Annotated in this window: 19 protein-coding genes and 1 tRNA gene; 17 read left to right on the top strand and 3 right to left on the bottom strand. The window is 54.6% G+C overall.

Features of this window, described 5'->3' with window-relative positions; translation table 11 throughout:
• Window positions 1–12 precede the first annotated feature (12 nt).
• A tRNA-Leu gene (locus DESAC_RS02695) sits at window positions 13–100 on the bottom strand.
• A 347-nt stretch (window positions 101–447) separates the two neighbouring features.
• Here DESAC_RS02695 and DESAC_RS02700 point away from each other — a divergent pair.
• From DESAC_RS02700 to nrdR, 13 genes are all read left to right on the top strand, one after another.
• Window positions 448–4,326: a thiamine pyrophosphate-dependent enzyme gene (locus DESAC_RS02700; protein ID WP_013705543.1), complete on the top strand. Its 3,879-nt coding sequence runs from the start codon at window positions 448–450 to the stop codon at window positions 4,324–4,326.
• Between the two features lie 111 nt (window positions 4,327–4,437).
• Entirely contained in the window at window positions 4,438–4,878 is a 441-nt protein-coding gene (locus DESAC_RS14955) for a DUF5661 family protein (protein ID WP_013705544.1), read from the top strand.
• Between the two features lie 302 nt (window positions 4,879–5,180).
• Entirely contained in the window at window positions 5,181–5,732 is a 552-nt protein-coding gene (locus DESAC_RS02710) for a YceD family protein (RefSeq protein ID WP_013705545.1), read from the top strand.
• Between the two features lie 25 nt (window positions 5,733–5,757).
• Window positions 5,758–5,940 carry a 50S ribosomal protein L32 gene (rpmF, locus tag DESAC_RS15630; RefSeq protein WP_013705546.1) on the top strand — a complete coding sequence of 61 codons (183 nt, stop codon included), beginning with the start codon at window positions 5,758–5,760 and terminating at the stop codon, window positions 5,938–5,940.
• A gap of 12 nt (window positions 5,941–5,952) precedes the next feature.
• A complete protein-coding gene (locus tag DESAC_RS02715; protein WP_013705547.1) occupies window positions 5,953–7,110 on the top strand; it encodes an acyl-CoA dehydrogenase family protein in 1,158 nt (385 codons plus the stop codon).
• A gap of 63 nt (window positions 7,111–7,173) precedes the next feature.
• The gene (locus DESAC_RS02720; RefSeq protein WP_013705548.1) at window positions 7,174–7,959 is read left to right on the top strand and encodes an electron transfer flavoprotein subunit beta/FixA family protein; all 786 of its coding nucleotides are present in this window, start codon (window positions 7,174–7,176) and stop codon (window positions 7,957–7,959) included.
• A 44-nt stretch (window positions 7,960–8,003) separates the two neighbouring features.
• Window positions 8,004–9,194, top strand: a complete 1,191-nt coding sequence (locus DESAC_RS02725) for an electron transfer flavoprotein subunit alpha (protein WP_013705549.1) — start codon at window positions 8,004–8,006, stop codon at window positions 9,192–9,194.
• Between the two features lie 142 nt (window positions 9,195–9,336).
• Window positions 9,337–10,083, top strand: coding sequence for a 3-oxoacyl-[acyl-carrier-protein] reductase (gene fabG, locus DESAC_RS02730; RefSeq protein ID WP_013705550.1), 747 nt, complete (start codon window positions 9,337–9,339; stop codon window positions 10,081–10,083).
• Between the two features lie 263 nt (window positions 10,084–10,346).
• A complete protein-coding gene (gene acpP, locus DESAC_RS02735; protein WP_013705551.1) occupies window positions 10,347–10,580 on the top strand; it encodes an acyl carrier protein in 234 nt (77 codons plus the stop codon).
• Between the two features lie 50 nt (window positions 10,581–10,630).
• Complete coding sequence (gene fabF, locus DESAC_RS02740) at window positions 10,631–11,878, top strand: beta-ketoacyl-ACP synthase II (RefSeq protein ID WP_013705552.1); 1,248 nt, start codon at window positions 10,631–10,633, stop codon at window positions 11,876–11,878.
• 5 nt (window positions 11,879–11,883) lie between these two features.
• Window positions 11,884–12,345, top strand: a complete 462-nt coding sequence (gene rpiB, locus DESAC_RS02745; RefSeq protein ID WP_013705553.1) for a ribose 5-phosphate isomerase B — start codon at window positions 11,884–11,886, stop codon at window positions 12,343–12,345.
• A gap of 11 nt (window positions 12,346–12,356) precedes the next feature.
• Window positions 12,357–13,646, top strand: coding sequence for a serine hydroxymethyltransferase (glyA, locus tag DESAC_RS02750; RefSeq protein WP_013705554.1), 1,290 nt, complete (start codon window positions 12,357–12,359; stop codon window positions 13,644–13,646).
• A gap of 96 nt (window positions 13,647–13,742) precedes the next feature.
• Entirely contained in the window at window positions 13,743–14,222 is a 480-nt protein-coding gene (nrdR, locus tag DESAC_RS02755) for a transcriptional regulator NrdR (protein WP_013705555.1), read from the top strand.
• Here nrdR and DESAC_RS14960 read toward each other — a convergent pair.
• Together DESAC_RS14960 and DESAC_RS14965 are read right to left on the bottom strand one after the other, a co-directional pair.
• A complete protein-coding gene (locus DESAC_RS14960) occupies window positions 14,213–14,635 on the bottom strand; it encodes a HEPN domain-containing protein (protein ID WP_237671381.1) in 423 nt (140 codons plus the stop codon). The two genes, nrdR and DESAC_RS14960, sit on opposite strands and share 10 nt — an antisense overlap.
• Window positions 14,607–14,954 (bottom strand): nucleotidyltransferase domain-containing protein, encoded by a 348-nt coding sequence (locus DESAC_RS14965; protein ID WP_013705557.1) that lies wholly within the window; start codon window positions 14,952–14,954, stop codon window positions 14,607–14,609. Before DESAC_RS14965 ends, DESAC_RS14960 begins: the two co-directional genes overlap by 29 nt.
• Window positions 14,955–15,123: 169 nt before the next feature.
• Here DESAC_RS14965 and DESAC_RS02770 point away from each other — a divergent pair, with 169 nt between their 5' ends.
• From DESAC_RS02770 to aspS, 4 genes are all read left to right on the top strand, one after another.
• Window positions 15,124–16,020, top strand: coding sequence for a DNA-methyltransferase (locus tag DESAC_RS02770; protein WP_013705558.1), 897 nt, complete (start codon window positions 15,124–15,126; stop codon window positions 16,018–16,020).
• Window positions 15,995–17,122, top strand: a complete 1,128-nt coding sequence (gene ribD, locus DESAC_RS02775) for a bifunctional diaminohydroxyphosphoribosylaminopyrimidine deaminase/5-amino-6-(5-phosphoribosylamino)uracil reductase RibD (protein WP_041283760.1) — start codon at window positions 15,995–15,997, stop codon at window positions 17,120–17,122. The genes DESAC_RS02770 and ribD overlap by 26 nt, the downstream gene beginning before the upstream one ends.
• A 146-nt stretch (window positions 17,123–17,268) precedes the next feature.
• Window positions 17,269–18,537, top strand: a complete 1,269-nt coding sequence (hisS, locus tag DESAC_RS02780; protein ID WP_013705560.1) for a histidine--tRNA ligase — start codon at window positions 17,269–17,271, stop codon at window positions 18,535–18,537.
• Between the two features lies 1 nt (window position 18,538).
• On the top strand, window positions 18,539–20,320 hold the full coding sequence (aspS, locus tag DESAC_RS02785; RefSeq protein ID WP_013705561.1) for an aspartate--tRNA ligase: 1,782 nt from the start codon (window positions 18,539–18,541) through the stop codon (window positions 20,318–20,320).
• Window positions 20,321–20,486 lie beyond the last annotated feature (166 nt).

Here is a 20,486-nt window from a genome sequence, read left to right on the forward strand (position 1 = left end):
TCTTAATATTCTTGGTGCCTGGGGCCGGATTTGAACCGGCACGGGGATGAACCCCGAGGGATTTTAAGTCCCTTGCGTCTACCCATTCCGCCACCCAGGCAATGCGGTGAGAGCCGCCACCACTGCCCATCATGAGCACGTTAAGCAGCAGCACCTTGGAAAGGAACCGAGCCTGAATCAGGCTCTTTGCGGCGTTATTGTACCCTAGCCTCCCCGGATTGGCAAGGAATTGTTCAGTCCAGGCAGTGGAGATTCCGGGTTTTAGCGGGTGCGGAAAATGAAAAATATGGTCTAAAACCGGAAATTCTTACCGGGCGGTAGCCAAGTTATGAATCATATGTTAATATATAACACTTTTCTATCGTCGGCGAAGAGGTCATAAGTCTGCCGGGGAAAAAGCCGTCGCCAGCGAGAGGTTGACGGATATTTTGTTTGAGGAGATGTGGCATGGAATCCAGGATTAATTTATTGACTCTCCAGATGAATCTGCCCTACTACAACCTGAAGGAGAAGTTGGGTCGTAAGGTAGAGATCGATTGGCAAGCCGAGTGGGAACGTTTTGACGCCAAGCAATTGTTCGATTTTGATCTGGCGACAATCCCCGAATCGCAACTGGAGTCCATGCGAAAACGCCGGGATGTATTGATGGATGGCAACCAGGGAGCGATCTCTATCCTGACCCGGCTGGTCGATGGCTTATGCGGCTATCCGATTACCCCGTCTACGCCAATTGCCGAGACGTTTGCGCGGGCCTCGTCCCAGGGTGCCAGTAATATTTTCGGGCACGAATTGATGTATTTCCAGCCCAGCGATGAATTGTCGGCTATCTCCGCCGTGGAGGCCATGGCCTGTCAGGGGGGGCGTTACGCCGACAACACCTCGTCGCAGGGATTGTTGCTCAAGACCAAAAATCTGTTCTCGGTTGCCGGGAAGCGGCTGCCGGTAGTGATGACGGTGATGGCCCGGGAGGTGAATAAAGGCTCTTTAAGCATTCACTGCGGCCATACGGATTTCTACGCGGTGCGCAACGCCGGTTGGGCCCAGTTGGTGGCCGGAGATAACCAGGAATTGCATGAGCTCCTGCCGGTAGCCTTTAAGGTTTCCGAAATGCGGCAGGTGATGCTGCCGTGCATGGTGATTGGCGACGGTTTTATTAAAAGCCACGCCATTGAAAATATCAAGGAGTTATCGGATGAGTTCCTGCGCTATTTTGTCGGACCGCCCAACCGGTTCTATCAGCCGAATTTTTCTTATCCCATCCTGACGGGTACGTTTACGGATACCGATCTGACCATGGAAGGGCAGATCGGCCAGGATTTTGCCTACCATTTTATGCGCAAGGCCTATATCGCTGCCATGAATGCCGCCAATAAGATTCTGGGGTCTAATCTCAAGGTGGTGGAGTGCTATCGCACCGAGGATGCCGACATGGTGGTCATAGTGATGGGATCGGCGGCCGGGGTGGTGAAAGACGTGGTAGATTACTACCGCGACGCCAAGGGCTACAAGATCGGGGTGGTGCGGCCGGTGTTGTTTAATCCTCCCTGTTATGAGGAGTTGGCCTACGGGGTGCGCAATGCCAGGGTTATTACGGTCTTGGAGCGGACCGGGACTACTCACAACCAGTTGATGTTGGCAGACCTGCAGGCGGCCTTGCAAATCTCCTTGCGGGCGGGGCGGGAAGGCAAGCCGGAACACCAGGTTTACGGCCGGACCTCCATGCCGACGTTGCTGCACGGGGTGTATGGTCTGGGCAGCAAAGACTTCAATAAATACGATGCTGCCGCGGTAGTGGAAAACATGGCGGCCTGCTTTGAGAAAAAGCGGGGCGGCTTTTTGCGGGATTTTTCCGCCGGAATCGAAGGTCCCTACACCTTGAAGCCGGCGCCGCTGCCCGGTTTTCCGGAGCGGGAACTGGGCATGACTTTTATCGGCATCGGTGCCGAAGGCGTCAAGACCGCCCTGGAATCAGCGGCGCTGATCTATGCCGAGGAAAGCGGTGGACACACCAATTACATCCAGACCGGGGCCCGCTATGGCGCCGCCCGCAAGGGGTCGCCGGTATTTATGAACCTGCGCATCAGTCCGTTGCCCATCCGCAACAGTTCGGAATTGACCGAACGGGACGTGCTGGCCTTCTTCAATGAGAAATTTTTAGAAGGCCAGATTCTGCGGGAATATGTGGGAGGACTGAAAGAAAATGGCCTGCTGGTGGTCAATACCCTAAAGGACCCGGAAGAAATTATGGCGGGATTTCCGCCTCAGGTGCAGACCCTGATTCAATATCGCAAGATTCGCTTAAAGGCTATTGACGCCACGTGGGCTGCACTTAAGCAGATGAAGAAAAACCTTCCCGGCGCGCCTATTCTGGGCCTGATCAACAAGGAAATGGGCATCCTGCCGGAAAAGGAATTCGAGGCGCGCTTTATCCGCATTCTGGAACGGAAATTAGGAAAGAAAGGTAAGGCGGTGTTGGACACCAACATCTCCCTCTTGCGATACGGGATCGAGAAAGCGGGAACGAGGGGGTTAGAAGGACTTAACGGCCTGGCGGCGATCGAAGCCTGCGGGGTGGGCTACAAACCGCCCCTAGCCGAGGACTTCGGCCTGACGCCTGGCTCCGCCGGGCTACCGGTGCAGGTCAAAGAAAAGGATGAACTGGGTGCCATTAAGCCCGTAAACCTCATTCCTAACTACCAGGAGATCTTTTATCTGGAGATGGTGCACCCGCTGATTGAAGGGCGCCGGATCAGTTGGGATCATTTCCTGCCGGTGGTGCCCGCCGCCACTACGAGATACCGGGACGTCAGCTTTATCGGAACGCAACTGCCGGTTTGGGACGCGGCCAAATGCACCGCCTGCGGTACGTGTACGGCGTCCTGCCCGGATTCGGCGCTCTTTTGTACCGTGACGGAACGGCCTATTCCGGAGGAATACGAACGTTTCTTCAAGGTATTTAAAAAACCGCCTAAGGGCGTGCCCTGGGAGCGGTTCGCCATGAATATCGATGCCGTTCCCAGCGCCTGCAAAGGTTGCGGGGTGTGTGCCGCCGTCTGCCCCACCAACGCCTTGCGCATGGTGGATAAGACCAAACTGACTGAACGCGATTTTCTGCCTGAACCCTGCAAGGACTATGATAATACCTATGGCCTGGCCCCGCACGTGCATCAGATGACCTTGATGCATCAGGCGCTGTTTGTTTTTTCCAAGATGTATCCCGGGAAACACACGCTATGTCCGGGGTGCAGTGAGCCGACCATCAACCTGCTGACTTTTTTTGCGGCAGAATCGCTGCGCAACAACCCTGAGGGGATTGCCACCTTCTACCAGGGGATCAAGATTCTTTCCGATAAAACCCAGCGGGCCATAGAGCATATGCTGGACTATGGGTTCAACATCTACACTATTAACGCCACGGGCTGCAACCAGGTTTCGGAGTTGGGGAATCCCTTCAACACCCGGATCTATCAGAGCGGGCATTATGGCTTCGGCACTGCCTCCGCGGCGGCGTTGGGCGCCAAGTTCAGCCTGGATCAAGCCTATGAGAACCGTTACAATAACGTCCTCACCAAGGTTATCGTCTTCGCCGGCGACGGTGCCATCTATGACATCGGCAACGGACCGTTTAACCACGCCCTCGGGGAAAACTTCGATATTACCTGGATTATCTATAACAACGAAGGTTATATGAATACCGGCATGCAGAAATCCGGGGCCACCCGATTCGGCAGCGACCGTTCCACTTCACCCTTCGGGGCTAAATTTGCCGGTAAGACAACCCTGCACCGCCGGGTTATCAGCCAGGCTATGGCCATTTCCCATGTCTACGCTGCCAAGTTGACTATTGACAATCCCATGTATGCTATTAAAATCTTGAAGGAGGCCATTGCCTATAACGGGCCGTCTATGGTCGAATTTTTCTCCTTCTGCCCGCAGGGTCATCAGAGCCACGACTGGGCCGGACCGCTCGTGTCCCGAATGATGGTAGAATCCCGGAAATGGCAGATAGCGGTGCGTCGGCCTTTCCAACGGGTTGATATCTCGGGCAACCCGGAACCGGAACAGATCTATCCCTCTGAAGGCAAGTCTTTCAAGAAGGGCATCAAACGGGAAGCCGCCACCTTCTATGATGTGGTAAGTATGCTGGGACAATATAACCAGCATATTAAGACCCAGGAGAGCGGCGTTATCCCGGAAATCGTCCGCATCAACGAAACCGTCAGCCTCTTCCGGTGGCTGCGGAACCAATACATGGCCGGCTACCGCGACACCATGCCCACCGAAGAGGAAGTGGAGCGTATCGTGGAAGAGCGCTACCAGTTGTAAATCCTAAAGGCGGGATGCACTTCTCCTTCCCACTTTGCGGCCTCTGGACTCAATGGGGGAGAGAAACACTATCTTTCCCCTTAATATTTTCTACCGACAGGAGGATGTCTCATGCAATTGCCTGATTATGTTCCTATTGTCGAAGTACAACGGATATGTCAGGAGCTTGGCATCCGGGACTGGACCCAGCTCCCTGATCCCCCTCAGGTGCTGCCGGACGAGGCGGAAAAAATTCTGCAGGTTGTTAATGTCGAAAAAATGGATATACCTTTGGAGGATTTTATCACCGGTTTGGAAGTGGAATTAGAACATGGAACGCGATTCAAGGATGCCAACGTCACCAACAACCACCCCATATTGACCGGCAAGATTGTCCTGGCTCACCTGAAGGAGACCATGGATTATTATCAACGGTTAGATATCGCGGAGCTCGAAGGCGATCTACTCAAGGCCATGGTCGCAAAAAAGTTCGATAAGGCTGAAAAGAAGTATCGGGCCCTCTTGAAGGCCCGGGCTGCCCTGGCGGTCTTGGAAGCCAAGGCATTTGCCTGAGAGAGCCCAGACGCCAAAATGCGGGCGATACCCTGACAACCTCATTATACGGCAGGACTTTCGGGTCTGGCCGGGACGGCCCGGCATCGAAATTTTAAGCCCCGGTAAAACTTGACAGGGGTCTCTTTTTCATTATAATAAATATTTTATGTTCATATAAGCCATCATGTTCTGACAAACACAACGAAGCATGAAAACAGAACCGTGGAAGCTGCTCACAATAATGCTTTTTTCTGCTCACGGCGCACTGTTTTTATATAAGCGACTGTGACCCAACCAGGCAAGCCAGTCACTACTACACCATGAAAAAAAAATCATCGTTCATCGTTTCCATTGAGCAGATAACCTGGGAGGGGATAGATCTACCGGTGTCGTTGGGACAGGAATGGTTTGCCCGGTGGCTTCAGGAGGCCCCGGACCTTGAGTTTTCTCTGGGGAAGCCTCTTACGGGTGTTGTCCATCTGGAAAAGCACGACGATGCCATTTTGCTGCGCGGCAATCTCCAGGGGGAGCTCATCTACACCTGCAGCCGCTGTTTGGACGTCTTTGCCGAACCTCTGAATTTAGCCTTTGAAATTTTTCTTAAGGGTTCCCAGACGGCAGTGCCGGATGAGGAAAGGGAACTCACCGGCGAGGAATTAAACGAGGACTATATCAGCGGTGAAGAATTAGATCTCGATATTTATCTGCGCGAGCAGATTCTCTTAGCCCTGCCCCTGAAGCCGCTGTGCCGGCCAGAGTGTGCCGGTTTATGTTGGCGCTGCGGAGCAAACTTGAATCGAGAGAGCTGTTCCTGCCGCTCTTCCGGTTTTAACCCCGCTTTTGCCGGGTTAGAGAAATTAAAACAGGATTGATTAACGAATTAAAGGAGTTTAAACCGTGGCCCTACCGAAACATCGCACTTCTAAATCCAAACGGAACATGCGGCGCTCTCACGACCACCTCACCCTTCCTCAAGTCGCCGTTTGCCCTCAGTGCGGCGAACCCCGGTTGCCGCATCACGCCTGCCCGCATTGCGGCGTTTATAAAGGCCGGTTGGTTATCCCCAAATCCGAGGAATAATGAGGTCAGGCCATGGATTACTTGCTGACGGAAGAACAGCAGATGCTCCAGGAGTTGGCCCTCCAGATCGCGCATGACCGCATCAAGCCGGTGCGGGCGGAGCTGGACGAACATGAAATTTTTCCGACTGAACTCATGCGGGATCTGGCCCAGGCCGATCTTTTTGGGGTGATTATTCCGGAGCAGTATGGCGGTTTAGGGTTGGGCTGCATGGAAAACTGTCTGGTATTGGAGGCTCTCAGCACCGGTTGTGTCGGGATTGCCACCACTTTTGCGGCCACCTTTCTGGGCGCCTACCCCTTCCTGCTGTATGGCTCGGAAGACCAAAAAAAGCGTTATCTGCCGCCCTTAGCCAAGGGAGACCATTTAGCCGCCTTTGCCTTAACCGAATCGCAGGCGGGCAGCGACGCCGGTGCTATCCAGACCATTGCGGTACGGGATGGCGACAGCTATATCCTCAATGGTACGAAACAGTGGATCACCAATGCCGGCGAGGCGGGTATCTATACGGTGATCGCCCTGAGCGACCGCAGCAAAGGAGCCCGCGGGGCCAGTGCCTTTATTGTCGAAGCCGATGATCCTGGCATCTCCTTTGGCAAAAAAGAACAGAAAATGGGCATCCGGGCCTCGGTAACGCGGGAGATTGTCTTCCAAAACTGCCGGATTCCGGCCAATCGCCTTATTGCCAAAGAAGGCTTCGGTTTTGTCATCGCCCTCAAGACCCTGGACTTTTCTCGTCCGGGGGTGGGCGCCCTGGCCCTGGGTCTGGCCCAGGCCGCTCTGGAGGAGGCGGTGATCTTTGCCCGAGAGCGCCAGCAGTTCGGACACCCGATCATCTCTTTTCAGGCGGTGCAGCATATGCTGGCGAATATGGCCACCCAGCTTGAGGCGGCCCGGGCACTGGTCTATGCCGTAGCTCGGGCTATTGATCATGATCCCAAAGAGTTTTCCAAAGAATCTGCCATGGCCAAACTATTTCCTACCGATATGGCCATGCAGGTAACCACCGATGCAGTCCAGATCCTTGGCGGCCATGGGTATATGCGCGAATACCCGGTGGAGAAGATGATGCGGGATGCCAAAATCTTGCAGATTTTTGAGGGTACCAACCAGATCTTGCGCAATGTCATCGGTCAGGCCCTTAATAAGGAATTCAGCAAAAAACGCTAAGGTGATGCGATTCATGGCCTTGCCGCTTTTGGTAACCTCGTAGCCGAGGCACCGCCAGCAATTATGAAGATTATTGTCTGTCTGAAACAGGTTCCCGAGAGCCAGGATGTACGCCTGGATCCGGCGACTCACAACCTGCAACGCGAGGGAGTCAAAAGTATCATCAACCCTTTTGACCTCTATGCCCTTGAAGAAGGTTTGCGGGTGCGGGAGCAGCAGGGCGGTGAAGTTATTGTATTAAGCATGGGTCCCCCCCAGGCCGAAGCGGCGCTGCGGGAGGCGCTTTCCTATGGTGCCGATCAAGCCTTTCTGTTATCTGACCGGGCGTTTGCCGGGGCTGATACGTGGGCCACTGCCTTCACCCTGGCCGCTGCCGTGCGCCGTCTGGGTGGCGCCGACCTGATCTTTTGCGGCAAACAGGCCATCGACGGCGATACGGCCCAGGTCGGGCCGGAAATGGCCGCTTTCCTGGATATTCCACATGTAGCCTGGGCCCGTAAACTGGTTTTTGTCAGGCCGGAGCTGCTACAGGTAGAGCGGTTGCTAGACCACGGCTATGACCGCGTCGAGGTTCAATTACCGGCCCTGATCACGATAGTCAAAGAAATCAATGAGCCCCGCCTCCCTTCTTTTAAAGCCAAGTTGCGGGCTAAATCTGCTACCATTCCGGTTTATGGCCTGGCCGATCTGTCGCTTGGCGAAGAACAGGTTGGTTTTAAAGGCTCTTTTACGAGGGTGGTGAAGGTTTTTCCCCCGCCGCCGCGCGGACAGCGGGAGATCTTAGCCGGTACCGCTACAGAGATGGCCGCAACTCTCTGGTCCCGGTTGCAGCAGTTGCAGCGGCGGTAGATAGATTGATAACTACTTGTTATTATAGTAACTATTAAGAGTTAATGTCTGTCATTATCAATCTCGAAAGGTGTACCGGGTGTGGGCAATGCCTGGATGCCTGTCCGTTTGGCCTGTTGTATCTGCTTGATGGCAGGCTTATGGTCGATGACGGCTGTACGCTCTGCGGCGCTTGTGTAGAGGTCTGTGAATACGGCGCTCTGAGCCTCCCTGCCACTGAGGCGGGGTCTTCGGAAGTTTATCGCCCTCATGGGGGCATCTGGATTTTTGCTGAGCAACGGGGTGGCCGCATGGCTCCGGTATCCCTGGAGCTTTTGGGGGAAGCGCGCCGTTTGGCGGCTAGGATGCAGGTTCCCGTAGCGGCAGTGCTTTTCGGCCACCAGGTCCAGGAGCTAACCGCCGGGTTGATTGCCGGCGGGGCCGATAAGGTCTATCTGGTGGATCATCCCCGCCTGGCGGATTTCGTTGAGGAACCCTATGCTGCCGCCCTGACGGCTTTGGCCAGGCGCGAGCAGCCTGAGATCATCCTGGCCGGGGCCACCTATTTGGGGCGGGCCTTCATTCCCAGGGTCGCTGCTCTGCTAGATACCGGCCTTACCGCTGACTGCACCGCCTTTGACCTCGAGACGGAGACCAACCTACTGCTGCAAACCAGGCCGGCCTTCGGCGGCAACATCATGGCCACCATCCTCACACCCCGGTCATATCCCCAGATGGCCACCGTGCGGCCTCGCGTCATGAAAAAACTTGCTCTGCAATCGGATCGGGAGGGAACCGTCATCCCGGTCAGATTGGAGGAGTTGGAACAGCCTTTCCGCTCTCGCTTTTTAGAGACGGTTTCCGAAATCACCGAAGCCATCCCCTTGGGCGAAGCCGAGGTTATTGTCGCCGGGGGGCGGGGACTGCAGGATGGCAAGAACTTCCAACTCCTTGAAGAACTGGCTGACCTCTTGGGAGGGGCGGTAGGAGCTACCCGGGCCGCAGTTGACGCTGGCTGGATTTCTTATCAGCATCAGATCGGCCAGACCGGGAAAACCGTGGCCCCGCGGCTCTATTTCGCCTGTGGTATTTCAGGCGCGGCGCAACACCTGGTGGGAATGCAGTCGTCGGATTTTATTGTCGCCATCAACAGTGATCCTCAGGCACCTATCTTTCAGATTGCCGACATCGGTCTAGTGGGGGATATGTTTGAGATCATTCCGGCTCTGATTCAACAGATCAAGGCCAGCCGCTGAGGCGGGAGCGCCACGGTGAGTTTACATTGGAATTCAAACAATTAGTTGGCAGGATAGGGTTGATTAATATATGCTACGATAGTCGGTTCAATGGATGTTTTTTCCCTTTGTCAGCTAAACAGCCGCTTATGAAGGAGCAGCCTTGAGTGATATACATCGCGTTGCACTGGTGACTGGCGCTTCACGAGGTATCGGGCGGGCTTGTGTCATCGCCCTGGCCCAACCTAAGATGATGCTCTACGTGAACGACGTGGCCAATTTTGATCAGGCGGCTGAGACCTGTGAACAGGCGCGGGCCCAAGGCGCCCAAGCCGAGGTGCTCGGTTTCAATGTTGCCGATCCTGCCGATGTTACCGCCGCCGTCGACACCATCGTTAAGAGTCAAGGCCGCCTCGATATTCTGGTCAACAACGCCGGTATTGCCAGAGACAATCTAATTGCCCGACTGAAAGAGCAGGACTGGGACCAGGTGCTGAACGTTAATCTGAAGGGCGCCTTCAATTGCATCAAGGCTGCCACCCGCCCCATGATGAAACAGCGGTGGGGCCGCATTATCAGCCTCTCCTCGGTGGTGGCCTTTATGGGCAATCCTGGGCAGGCCAATTATGCCGCCTCAAAGGCCGGGTTGGTGGGTTTAACCAAGGCCGCAGCCCGGGAGTTGGCCTCTCGCCAGATAACGGTCAATGCCATTGCCCCAGGTTTTATTGCTACCGACATGACCGCCGGGCTACCCGAAAAGATTCAAGCCGACATGTTGGCTCAGATTCCGCTCAACCGGTTCGGTGCTCCAGAAGAAGTTGCCGCGCTGGTTGCTTTCCTGGCTTCCGAAGCGGCCGGATATATCACCGGCGAAGTCATTCACATCAACGGCGGCTTGATTATGGCATAAGTTGTCAACCACCGGCGGAAGGGTTTTTATAAGCACTAAAGGCTGTTGCAGAATTCATTTTTCTTGCCGCGATCATTATGGCCTGGTGAAGAATATAACATTACTGCAAAGTCCGGATGCTTCACTAGGTGCAGGATGACAGAACCGGCTGGCTTGCAAGACCAGCAGGAGATTATACGTTCGAAGGTGCAATCAGCAATAATTTTCAAAAATATTATTTCACTGTGACGATTCAATCAGCTTAAAGAGGGAGGTAAAGACTGATGTCAGACATGGAAGAGCGAGTAATAAATATCATTGCAGACCGGTTGGGGGTTGATAAATCTGAAGTCGTACCCGAAGCTGCTTTTATTGATGACCTGGGGGCTGATTCTCTTGACCTGGTAGAATTAATTATGGCCATGGAAGAGGAGTTTGACTTGGAGATTGCCGATGAAGAAGCCGAAAAACTGAGGACTGTCCAGGATGTAATCAATTACATCAAAGCTCACTCATAAGCAGTTATTTTAACATGAACTGTGTCGTTTTAGGAGGATAAGGAGAGGATTTGGCAGCGCGCGCACGGGTCGTGGTCACCGGCCTGGGAATGATAACGCCATTGGGAATCGGGGTTAAGCCGACCTGGAGCGGTTTAATCGCCGGCAAATCCGGCATTGGACCGATCACTAGTTTCGACGCCACCGGCTTTGACACTACCATTGCCGGGGAAGTCAAAGACTTCCGCCCCGAGGAGTTTATCTCAACAAAATTGATTAAGCGGATGGACCGCTTTACGCAATTAGCGGTAGCGTCCGCAGTACAAGCGATGACGGATGCCGGTTTGGAGATTACCCCGGCTTTGCAGCCCCTGATCGGCGTTATCGTGGGCGTTGGTCTGGGGGGATTGGCCACCATTGAGAAATATCATTCCGTTTTACTGGAAAAAGGCCCTAAAAAGATCAGCCCCTTCTTCATTCCGATGCTCATCGCCAATATGGCACCGGGTATGGTGGCCATGCACTTTGGGGCCCAGGGGCCGAACACCTCCACGGTAACCGCCTGTGCTTCGGGAGCCCACGCTATTGGCGATGCCTTTAAGACCATCCAGCGGGGCGCGGCCCAGGCCATGATTGCCGGCGGCGTTGAATCGGTCATCACCCCCCTGGCGGTAGGGGGATTTAACGCCCTCAAAGCCCTCTCCACTCGCAACCACGAGCCTGAACGGGCTTCCCGTCCCTTTGATCGGGATCGGGACGGCTTTGTCATGGCCGAAGGCGGTGGTATCCTGATCCTGGAAGAATTGGAGTTTGCTCGCGCCCGCGGTGCTAGAATCTATGCGGAGATTGTCGGTTACGGGCTGTCCGGTGATGCCTATCACATGACCGCTCCCTCTCCCGATGGCGCCGGTGCTATTTTGAGTATCCAACATGCCCTAACCGATGCCGGCCTCACCCCGGAAGACGTAGATCATATCAACGCCCATGGCACCTCCACGGGGTTGAACGACGCTTCCGAGACTATGGCTATTAAAAGGGTCTTTGGGAAACGCGCCTACAATATTCCCATCAGTGCCACTAAATCCATGACCGGCCATCTCCTGGGGGGAGCCGGGGCCATAGAGGCGGTTATCTCGGTTCTGAGCCTGTTGCATGGTATCGCGCCGCCCACCATTAACTATGAAACCCCTGATCCAGACTGTGATCTTGACTACGTTCCCAATCGGGCCCGCTCCTTACCCATGCGGGTGATTATGTCCAATTCCTTCGGCTTCGGCGGTGCCAATGCCGTGCTAATATTTAGACAATTTAACGGATAGCGGTTATGGCAAACATCTTTTTAGGCTCGGATCACGCCGGCTTCGGGTTAAAAAAAGAGATCATCGATCTTTTGCAGAATATGTCCCTGTTCGTCCTGGATATGGGTTGCGATAGCGAAACCATTTCGGTTGACTATCCCCTCTATGCCAGAAAAGTGGTTGAGGCGGTTTTGGCGAATCCGGAGAATCGCGGCATTCTCATCTGCGGCACCGGGTTGGGCATGTCTGTTGCTGCAAATCGTTTCCCCGGCATTCGCGCCGCCCTCTGCCAAGAGCTCTATACTGCCAAGATGAGCCGTCTCCATAACGACGCCAATATTCTCGTGATGGGGGGGCGCATCGTCGGCAGCGGTTTAGGACGCGAGATCGTACGCGTCTGGCTCAGCACTCCTTTCGAGGGAGGACGCCATCAGGAGCGTCTCAATATCATCGATTCCTGGCACCCCGATCCCAAAGATCATTTGTAAGGTGAATATACATGAGTTCCTTGGCTCAGATCGACCCCGAGATCTATGCTGCCATTCAACAAGAAGAACAGCGCCAGCTTACCAAATTAGAGCTTATTGCTTCAGAGAATTTTGTCAGCCCGGCGGTACTGGAGGCCCAAGGTTCTATCCTGACCCATAAGTACGCTGAAGGCTATCCCGGACGCCGTTATTACGGCGGCTGTGAGCATGTGGACACGGCCGAAACCCTGGCGATCAACCGGGCCAAACAACTGTTCGGGGTCGAATATGTCAACGTCCAGCCCCACTCCGGCACCCAGGCCAACATGGCTATCTATTTTGCCTTTTTAAAGCCCGGAGACGCTATTTTGGGGATGGATCTGGCCCACGGCGGGCATCTCTCCCACGGTGCCGCAGTCAACTTTTCCGGTCAGCTCTATAGATCATTATCCTATGGCGTAAAGAAAGATTCAGGGGAGATTGATTTTGAGGGCATCGAGGCCTGTTTAAAAAAACACCGGCCCAGAATGCTGGTAGCCGGTGCCAGCGCTTACCCCCGGACCCTGGACTTTGAACGCTTCGCACAACTGGCCAGGCACTATGGCGCCCTTCTCATGGTGGACATCGCCCACATTGCCGGTCTGGTAGCAGCCGGACTGCATCCCTCGCCGACACCGTCGGCCGATTTCATTACCTCTACCACTCATAAAACCTTGCGCGGCCCCCGGGGGGGGCTGATTTTGGCCCAAAATCGGGAGATCGAGCTTCAGGGAAAACAAGAGTTTTATGCCCAGAGATTGGATTTCTACCTCTTCCCCGGTATTCAGGGCGGTCCTTTAATGCATACCATCGCCGCTAAGGCGGTGGCCTTTCAAGAAGCCCTGCGTCCCGCCTTTAAACGGTATCAGCAGCAGATTCTGCTCAACGCCCGCACCATGGCTGAAGAATTTCTCCAGCGGGGCTATAAGCTGGTAACCGGCGGCACCGACAATCACCTGCTCCTCATCGATCTGAGCAAGACCGGCCTCACCGGACAACAGGCCGAAATAGCGCTGGATCAGGCCGGTATTACGGTGAACAAGAATCGCATCCCCTTTGACCCGAGGCCGGCCAAAGTCACCAGCGGCATCCGTATCGGCACCCCAGCCCTCACCACCCGGGGGATGAAAGCGCCGGAAATGCGCCAGGTCGTTGATTTTATTCATCGGGCCCTCTCGGCACCCACCGATGTCAGCAGCCTGGAACATCTGCAGAAAGAGGTAAAAGACTTCTGCCGCACCTATCCCCTTTTCTCACCGGAATGGTATTGTGAGGTGCAGTGATCCGAGGACTGCGACGGGATATAGCATTTTACCCCTCACCCTGACCCGCTTCTCTCAAGGGGCGAGGGAAAATTAAAGGGAAGACCGTCTGACCACGTGCGTTGCCCTTATTGCCATAGCCTCAGGACCCGCGTCGCCAATTCCCGGCTCACCAAAGAGGCCAATGCCATCCGCCGGCGCCGGGAATGTCTGGATTGCAAACGACGCTTCACCACCTACGAAAAGGTGGAAGATATTACCCCTCTGGTCATCAAGAAAGACGGGCGGCGGGAGGCCTTCAACCGGAGCAAGATTTACGAGGGCATAAAAAAGGCCTGCGAGAAACGTCCCATCAGCATCGATGACATTGAGCAGTTCCTCGACGGCCTGGAGCGGGAGCTCCAGGAATCAGGCCAGAAAGAAGTTCCGTCCACGCTCATCGGCGAAAAAGTCATGGCCCAGCTCCGGCAGTGGGATGACGTCGCCTATGTCCGCTTTGCCTCGGTATACCGCCATTTCAGCGACATCACCGCCTTTATGGAAGAAATCAAGAAGCTGGCGGCCTCCAAGAACACCAAAGAAGGCAATCATTCCTGAGTTTTTGTCCCTTCCACCCCCACGCCGCCTTCCAACACGTCAGTCAAATAGATCTCGGTCTCCGTCACGAAGGCCTCGGCCTCTTGAAGGGCTCGTTGGCTTGATTCCGCTTCGGCGTAGGCAAATAACTCGTAATCGCAGGTTTCCCGGTTATCCTTCAAGTCGGTCAAATATTTTCCGAACTTTTTGTCCATTTTTCCGGTTTTGACAAATAACAGGCTAAACAGAGTAATGACACCTTTATGTGATTCTGCTTTCTGCCCTTCGGAAAGGAGCAGAGCCTGGGCGGCATGAAAAACGGCATAATAGGCTCGTGACACTGAATCTTCAAACTCGCCGAGATCCAGTAATTTTTTGGCCACCTCTAATTTTTTCCGGGCCTTCTCAAGATATGCCTGAATCAGTTCGCGCACTGCCTGCAAGTTTAATTCCTTCAGTCGTCACCCTTTGCATAAAGGGGGTGGGAATCGCCCTGAGCCGGTTAAATTCCTGGACGGTGAAAATTTTTAAGGAGATCAACCTGCCGGTGTCCAACAGGATATCTATCACTGCATCATAGAAAATACTGATAATCTCCCGTTCTTTCCGATCCAGGACGATTAACAGATCATAATCGGAATCCGGCCGCCAATCGTCCCGCGAGCGGGAGCCGAATAAATACATCTCCCGGATTTGGCCCCAGACACTGGCAGTTTGAAGCATTTTTTGAAAGCGTCCCAGGATGGGGTCCATATCTCAAACAATCACCTTGGCTTATTTAATCAGGATAATACCTCGAAATGAGTTGATCTGTCAACCATACGACCGAGTCATGGTATTTCTCCTCCGGTTCCTTGAAATGTATGGTTAGGGTGAAGCTACAATATTGACAATCGCCCCTCACCCATGGGAAAATGTATGCATGGTGCAGACTGCAATTCTTTTCAAGGAAGCTAAAGCGGGTGAGGTCATCTGTGGGGATGCCCTGAGCGTACTCCGCAACCTTGAATCTGGCATCTGTCGCTGCTGCATTACCTCTCCGCCTTATTGGGGATTAAGAGATTACGGTGTTCCCACCGACCATCAGATAGGGGCGGAGACTCATCTTGTAGACTACATAAAAAATCTGGTAGAGATTTTCACTGAGATACACCGGGTATTAACTCCCGATGGAACACTATGGCTAAATCTCGGAGACTCTTATACTAGTGGCAACCGCACCTGGCGAGACATCGATAAAAAAAATCCCGCCCGTTATATGCGGTACCGCCCACCCACCCCAAAAGGTCTTAAGCCCAAGGATCTTATTGGAACACCATGGAGGGTTGCCATTGCCCTGCAAGAACAAGGTTGGTATCTCCGCAGTGATATCATCTGGTTTAAACCCAATTGTCAGCCGGAATCCGTGAAGGACCGGCCTACCCGCTCTCATGAGTATATCTTTCTCTTCTCCAAGACTGAAAAATATTATTATAACTATGAGGCAATCTTAGAAACCTCAAACTCTCACGGCAAACGCAATAGGCGAACAGTTTGGTCTATCAATACCGGAGCTTTCAAGGGGGCTCATTTTGCCACCTTTCCCTCCAAGTTAGTGGCACTGTGTCTGCTTGCCGGTTCTGAGTTCGGGGATACGGTATTAGATCCCTGCTTTGGTTCCGGTACAGTTGGGGAAGTATGCCTGAAGCTTGGCCGGAAGTTTATCGGTATCGAAATTAATGAAAATTATGTTGTTTTGGCCAGAGAGAGACTCAAATGGAGTGGTTATGCCTTCATAGGAAAATGCAATAGTAATGTCTGTTACGATCCTAAATACTGAAGACCAACGATATATGGCATTGGCCCTGAAGCTTGCCGCCCGGGGGGTCGGTTGCACCTCTCCCAATCCTATGGTGGGGGCGGTGGTAGTCAGAGACGGGTACATCGTTGGCCGGGGGTATCACCGCCGCTACGGCGGCCCCCATGCCGAAGTGGAGGCCTTGCGCCAGGCGGGTTCTCAGGCTGACGGGGCTACCCTGTATGTCACCCTGGAGCCCTGTAACCACTACGGCCAGACCCCGCCCTGCACCGAAGCTATCCTGGCCGCCGGTATCCGTCGGGTGGTTATCGCCAATTCCGACCCAAATCCCCATGTTGCCGGAGGCGGCGCCGCCTACCTGCAATCCAAAGGCCTGCTCGTCCAAAGCGGTCTCCTGGCGAAAGCCGGAAGTCGACTTAACGAAGCTTTTTTTAAGGCCATGACCATCGGCCAGCCTTTCGTCATTGCAAAGGCGGCCGCCTCTCTGGACGGCAAGATCGCCACCCGGACGAACGACTCGCAATGGATTACCGGAGCTCCGGCCCGAACCTGGGTACACCGCCTGCGCCACCAGGTGGATGCTATCCTTGTCGGGGTGGGAACTGTTATGGCCGACGATCCTCAGCTCACCACCCGGCTGCCTAGAGGACAGGGCAAAGACCCCATCCGACTCGTGCTTGACAGCCGTCTACGCCTGCCACTTAACGCCAAGGTGCTGACGCAAATCTCTGCTGCCCCTACCTGGATGGTTTGCACCCCCTCGGCGCCTTCAGAAAAAATCACCGCTATCCAGGAACTGGGGGCGGAGGTTATAATCACTCCCGCCATCGAGAACCGGGTCGAGCTTCGAACCTTGCTGAAAATTTTAGGGGAGCGCCGCATTCAGAGCCTTTTAGTGGAAGGCGGCGCCGAGGTTCAGGGCGCCTTCTTTGACGCCGGCCTGGTGGATAAATTCCACCTCTTCCTGGCCCCGAAATTTATCGGTGGCCGCCAGGCCCCTGGTATTCTGGGCGGCCTGGGTGCCTCCCGCCTGGCCGAAGCCCAGCTAGCCCACGATCTTTCCATACGTCGGATCGGCGAAGATATCCTCATTAGCGGCTACCTTACCACCCCTGCAGGATAAAAGGGATGGTGGGCGGTGCCCACCCTACACTATTTGGGCATCTGCAGGAACTCAACCTGATATTGCTCGTCCGGCATATAATTCTTGCATCTCATAGAATAAGTGTTAAAATATTAATTTTTTATGATTTTATCGGGAGTGAACCTATGATCAAAGCGGTTCGGGGTATGAAAGACCTGCTGCCCCCGGAAACAGCCCGCTGGCATTACCTTGAAACCGTGGCCCGCGCCGTCTTTGTCTCGTATGGGTTTCAGGAGATTCGCCTGCCTTTGTTGGAGCGCACCGAGCTCTTCAGCCGTTCTATCGGTGCCAGCACCGATATCGTGGAAAAGGAAATGTATACCTTCCTTGACCGGCGGGGCGAGTCTATGACCTTGCGGCCGGAGGCTACCGCTTCGGTAGTGAGGGCCTTTATTGAGAACCGGCTTGACCAGGGTGCCGAGGTGAAGAAGTATTTCACCATGGGCCCGATGTTTCGTTATGAGCGGCCTCAAAAAGGTCGCTATCGTCAGTTTCACCAGATCAACTGCGAGGCCATCGGAGGAGAGGCGCCGGAGCTGGACGCTGAACTGATTCTTTTGCTTATGGAAATCTTTCGCCGTCTTAAGGTAACCGGTCTCGAACTGGTGGTGAATTCCTTGGGCTGTCCTCAATGTCGTCCGGCCTATCTTATGGAGCTCACTGCGTTGTTTGCCCGGGGTCTGCGCGACCTCTGTCCGGACTGCCAACGCCGGAGCGCCGCCAACCCTCTCCGGGTTTTCGATTGCAAGTCCAAGACGTGCCAGGAACTTTTGGCTCAGGTGCCAACTATCTCCGATAAACTCTGTGACAATTGCCAGCGCCATGAGGCTCGCGTCCTGGAACTTTTAGACCGCTTTCAGGTTCCCTATCGGCGCAATCCCCGGTTGGTACGCGGTTTGGATTATTACACCCGCACCGCCTTTGAGGTAGTCACGACGCAATTGGGGGCGCAGGACGCGGTGGCCGGCGGCGGCAGGTATAATGGTCTGATCAAAGATCTGGGCGGCCCCGACCTTCCCGCTATCGGTTTCGCCATCGGTCAGGAACGGTTGGCTACTCTCTTAAGTCAGCAAGACGCCGACTTGTTGCAGCAACCGCTTCTCTTCGTGGCCGTTCTGGGTGAGGCGGCTCGGGATCGGGCCTTCGAATTGGTCCAGGCTCTCAGGCATCAGGGCTACGTCGCAGACCTGGACTTCACCAACCGCTCTCTCAAGGCTCAAATGACTATGGCCAATCGACGGGGCGCCGCCTGGGTGTTAATCCTGGGGGATCAGGAACTTGCCGACGGCCGGGCGCCGTTGAAAGACATGCGCCGCGGCGAACAGCATCTGGTCTCGCTGGATACTCTGCCTCAAATCCTGGCCGACCTGCAGCCGGAGCTAAAAGGAGTCTAATGTGTTGGATTCACTGGACGGCATGCAGCGCACGCATTCATGCGGCGGGCTGCGCCTCGATGATTTAAATAAAGAAGTGATTCTCATGGGCTGGGTGCAGCGCCGCCGGGATCACGGCGGCCTGATTTTCGTGGACTTGCGCGACCGGGAAGGCCTTACCCAGGTGGTCTTCAACCCTGAAGTCAACGATCTGGCCCATGCCAAAGCCGATATTCTGCGGAGCGAATTTGTCATTGCTATCCGGGGCGTGGTTATCGCCCGACCCGAGGGCATGGCTAACCCCAGTCTGCCAACCGGTGAGATAGAGGTAGCGGCGTCGGAACTGCGCCTGCTGAACACTTCTCTGACGCCGCCCTATGAGCTGGAAGACTTTAAACTCGATACCTCCGAGGCCATTCGCTTGCGCTACCGTTATCTGGATCTGAGGCGACCCGGCCTGATGCGCAATCTCAGGCTGCGCCACCGAGCCGCCCAGGTGGTGCGCAACTATCTGAACCAGCAGGGTTTCATCGAAGTTGAGACGCCGGTATTAACCCGCAGCACCCCGGAGGGAGCGCGAGACTACCTGGTACCGAGCCGCACCAACCCCGGTCGGTTTTTCGCTCTGCCTCAGTCCCCCCAGCTCTTCAAGCAGCTTTTGATGATGGCCGGCCTGGAGCGTTACTATCAGCTCTGCCGTTGTTTCCGGGATGAAGACCTGCGTGCCGACCGGCAGCCGGAATTCACCCAGATTGATATGGAAATGTCCTTCATTTCCGAAGAGGATATTTATGATGTGGTTGAAGGGATGATGGCCATCCTCTTTAAAGAGATTTTAGGCCGGGAAGTTACTCTTCCCTTCCCTCGACTCACGTATGCCGAATGTATCTCGCGCTTTGGCGTGGATCGACCCGACCGGCGTTTCGGCCTGGAGCTGGTGGAGGTCACCGACCTGGTGGCCGGGTCCGATTTTCGCACGTTTGCGGATGTCGCCGCCCGCGGAGGCGTAGTGAAGGCCATTAACGGCAAAGGCCTGGCCCGCCTGCCCCGCAAGGAGCTGGACGAACTGACCGGCTTTGTAGGCATCTACGGGGCGAAAGGATTAGCCTGGATCAAGTTGACTCCCACGGGATGGCAGTCCCCTCTGACCAAATTTTTCACCCCTGAGCAGCAGGCTGCCATAAACGACCGCCTCCAAGCCCGACAGGGAGACCTCTTGATGTTTGTTGCCGATATTCCCCAGATCGTCCATACCGCCTTGGGCCAACTCCGTCTTCACCTGGGGAAGAAAGAACATCTAATCCTGCCCGAGACCTATGACTTCTGCTGGGTAACCCACTTTCCGCTGCTGGAATACGATGCCGAGGAAAAACGCTATGTCGCCATGCACCATCCTTTCACCTCTCCTTTGGAGCAGGACCTCCCACTGCTGCAGACCGATCCTGGTGCAGTGCGGGCCCGCGCCTATGACCTGGTTCTCAACGGCAACGAAGTCGGAGGGGGTAGCATCCGCATTCACCAACGCCAGGTCCAGGAGAAGGTCTTCGACACCTTAAAGATATCTCCGGAAGAGGCCCAACAGAAGTTCGGCTTCCTGTTAGAGGCCCTGGAATACGGCGCTCCTCCTCATGGCGGCGTGGCCTTTGGATTTGACCGCCTGGTTATGATTCTGGCAGGGGCCAAGTCTATCCGAGAGGTTATCGCCTTTCCCAAAACGCAGAAGGCCACCTGTTTATTGACCCAGGCCCCCTCGGAGGTAGATGTAGCACAACTGCTGGAGTTGGGCATCCGCCTGGATCGCTAAGCACATTCGGACGGCGAAGGGGGGGGCAACGCGGTCTCTGACATTGCTTTTCCCGTAAAACACTCTATATTGTCAATAACACCTATAGTTTGGAGTTTCCAGTTTTGATATTAAAAGAAAAGGAAATATACTATAGACTTATCCCATAGATACGGATATTATTATT

It is taken from the genome of Desulfobacca acetoxidans DSM 11109 (assembly GCF_000195295.1).
Lineage (GTDB): Bacteria > Desulfobacterota > Desulfobaccia > Desulfobaccales > Desulfobaccaceae > Desulfobacca > Desulfobacca acetoxidans.

What these genes read in the sequence shown, in the direction of transcription:
- DESAC_RS14955 (WP_013705544.1), top strand. Translation starts at nt 4,438, where the DNA reads ATGCAATTGCCTGATTATGTTCCTATTGTCGAAGTACAACGGATATGT.
- DESAC_RS02710 (WP_013705545.1), top strand. Translation starts at nt 5,181, where the DNA reads ATGAAAAAAAAATCATCGTTCATCGTTTCCATTGAGCAGATAACCTGG.
- DESAC_RS14965 (WP_013705557.1), bottom strand. Translation starts at nt 14,954, where the DNA reads ATGGACCCCATCCTGGGACGCTTTCAAAAAATGCTTCAAACTGCCAGT.
- acpP (WP_013705551.1), top strand. Translation starts at nt 10,347, where the DNA reads ATGTCAGACATGGAAGAGCGAGTAATAAATATCATTGCAGACCGGTTG.
- DESAC_RS02725 (WP_013705549.1), top strand. Translation starts at nt 8,004, where the DNA reads ATGTCTGTCATTATCAATCTCGAAAGGTGTACCGGGTGTGGGCAATGC.
- DESAC_RS02720 (WP_013705548.1), top strand. Translation starts at nt 7,174, where the DNA reads ATGAAGATTATTGTCTGTCTGAAACAGGTTCCCGAGAGCCAGGATGTA.
- glyA (WP_013705554.1), top strand. Translation starts at nt 12,357, where the DNA reads ATGAGTTCCTTGGCTCAGATCGACCCCGAGATCTATGCTGCCATTCAA.
- DESAC_RS02715 (WP_013705547.1), top strand. Translation starts at nt 5,953, where the DNA reads ATGGATTACTTGCTGACGGAAGAACAGCAGATGCTCCAGGAGTTGGCC.
- rpiB (WP_013705553.1), top strand. Translation starts at nt 11,884, where the DNA reads ATGGCAAACATCTTTTTAGGCTCGGATCACGCCGGCTTCGGGTTAAAA.
- DESAC_RS02770 (WP_013705558.1), top strand. Translation starts at nt 15,124, where the DNA reads ATGGTGCAGACTGCAATTCTTTTCAAGGAAGCTAAAGCGGGTGAGGTC.
- hisS (WP_013705560.1), top strand. Translation starts at nt 17,269, where the DNA reads ATGATCAAAGCGGTTCGGGGTATGAAAGACCTGCTGCCCCCGGAAACA.
- DESAC_RS02700 (WP_013705543.1), top strand. Translation starts at nt 448, where the DNA reads ATGGAATCCAGGATTAATTTATTGACTCTCCAGATGAATCTGCCCTAC.
- ribD (WP_041283760.1), top strand. Translation starts at nt 15,995, where the DNA reads ATGTCTGTTACGATCCTAAATACTGAAGACCAACGATATATGGCATTG.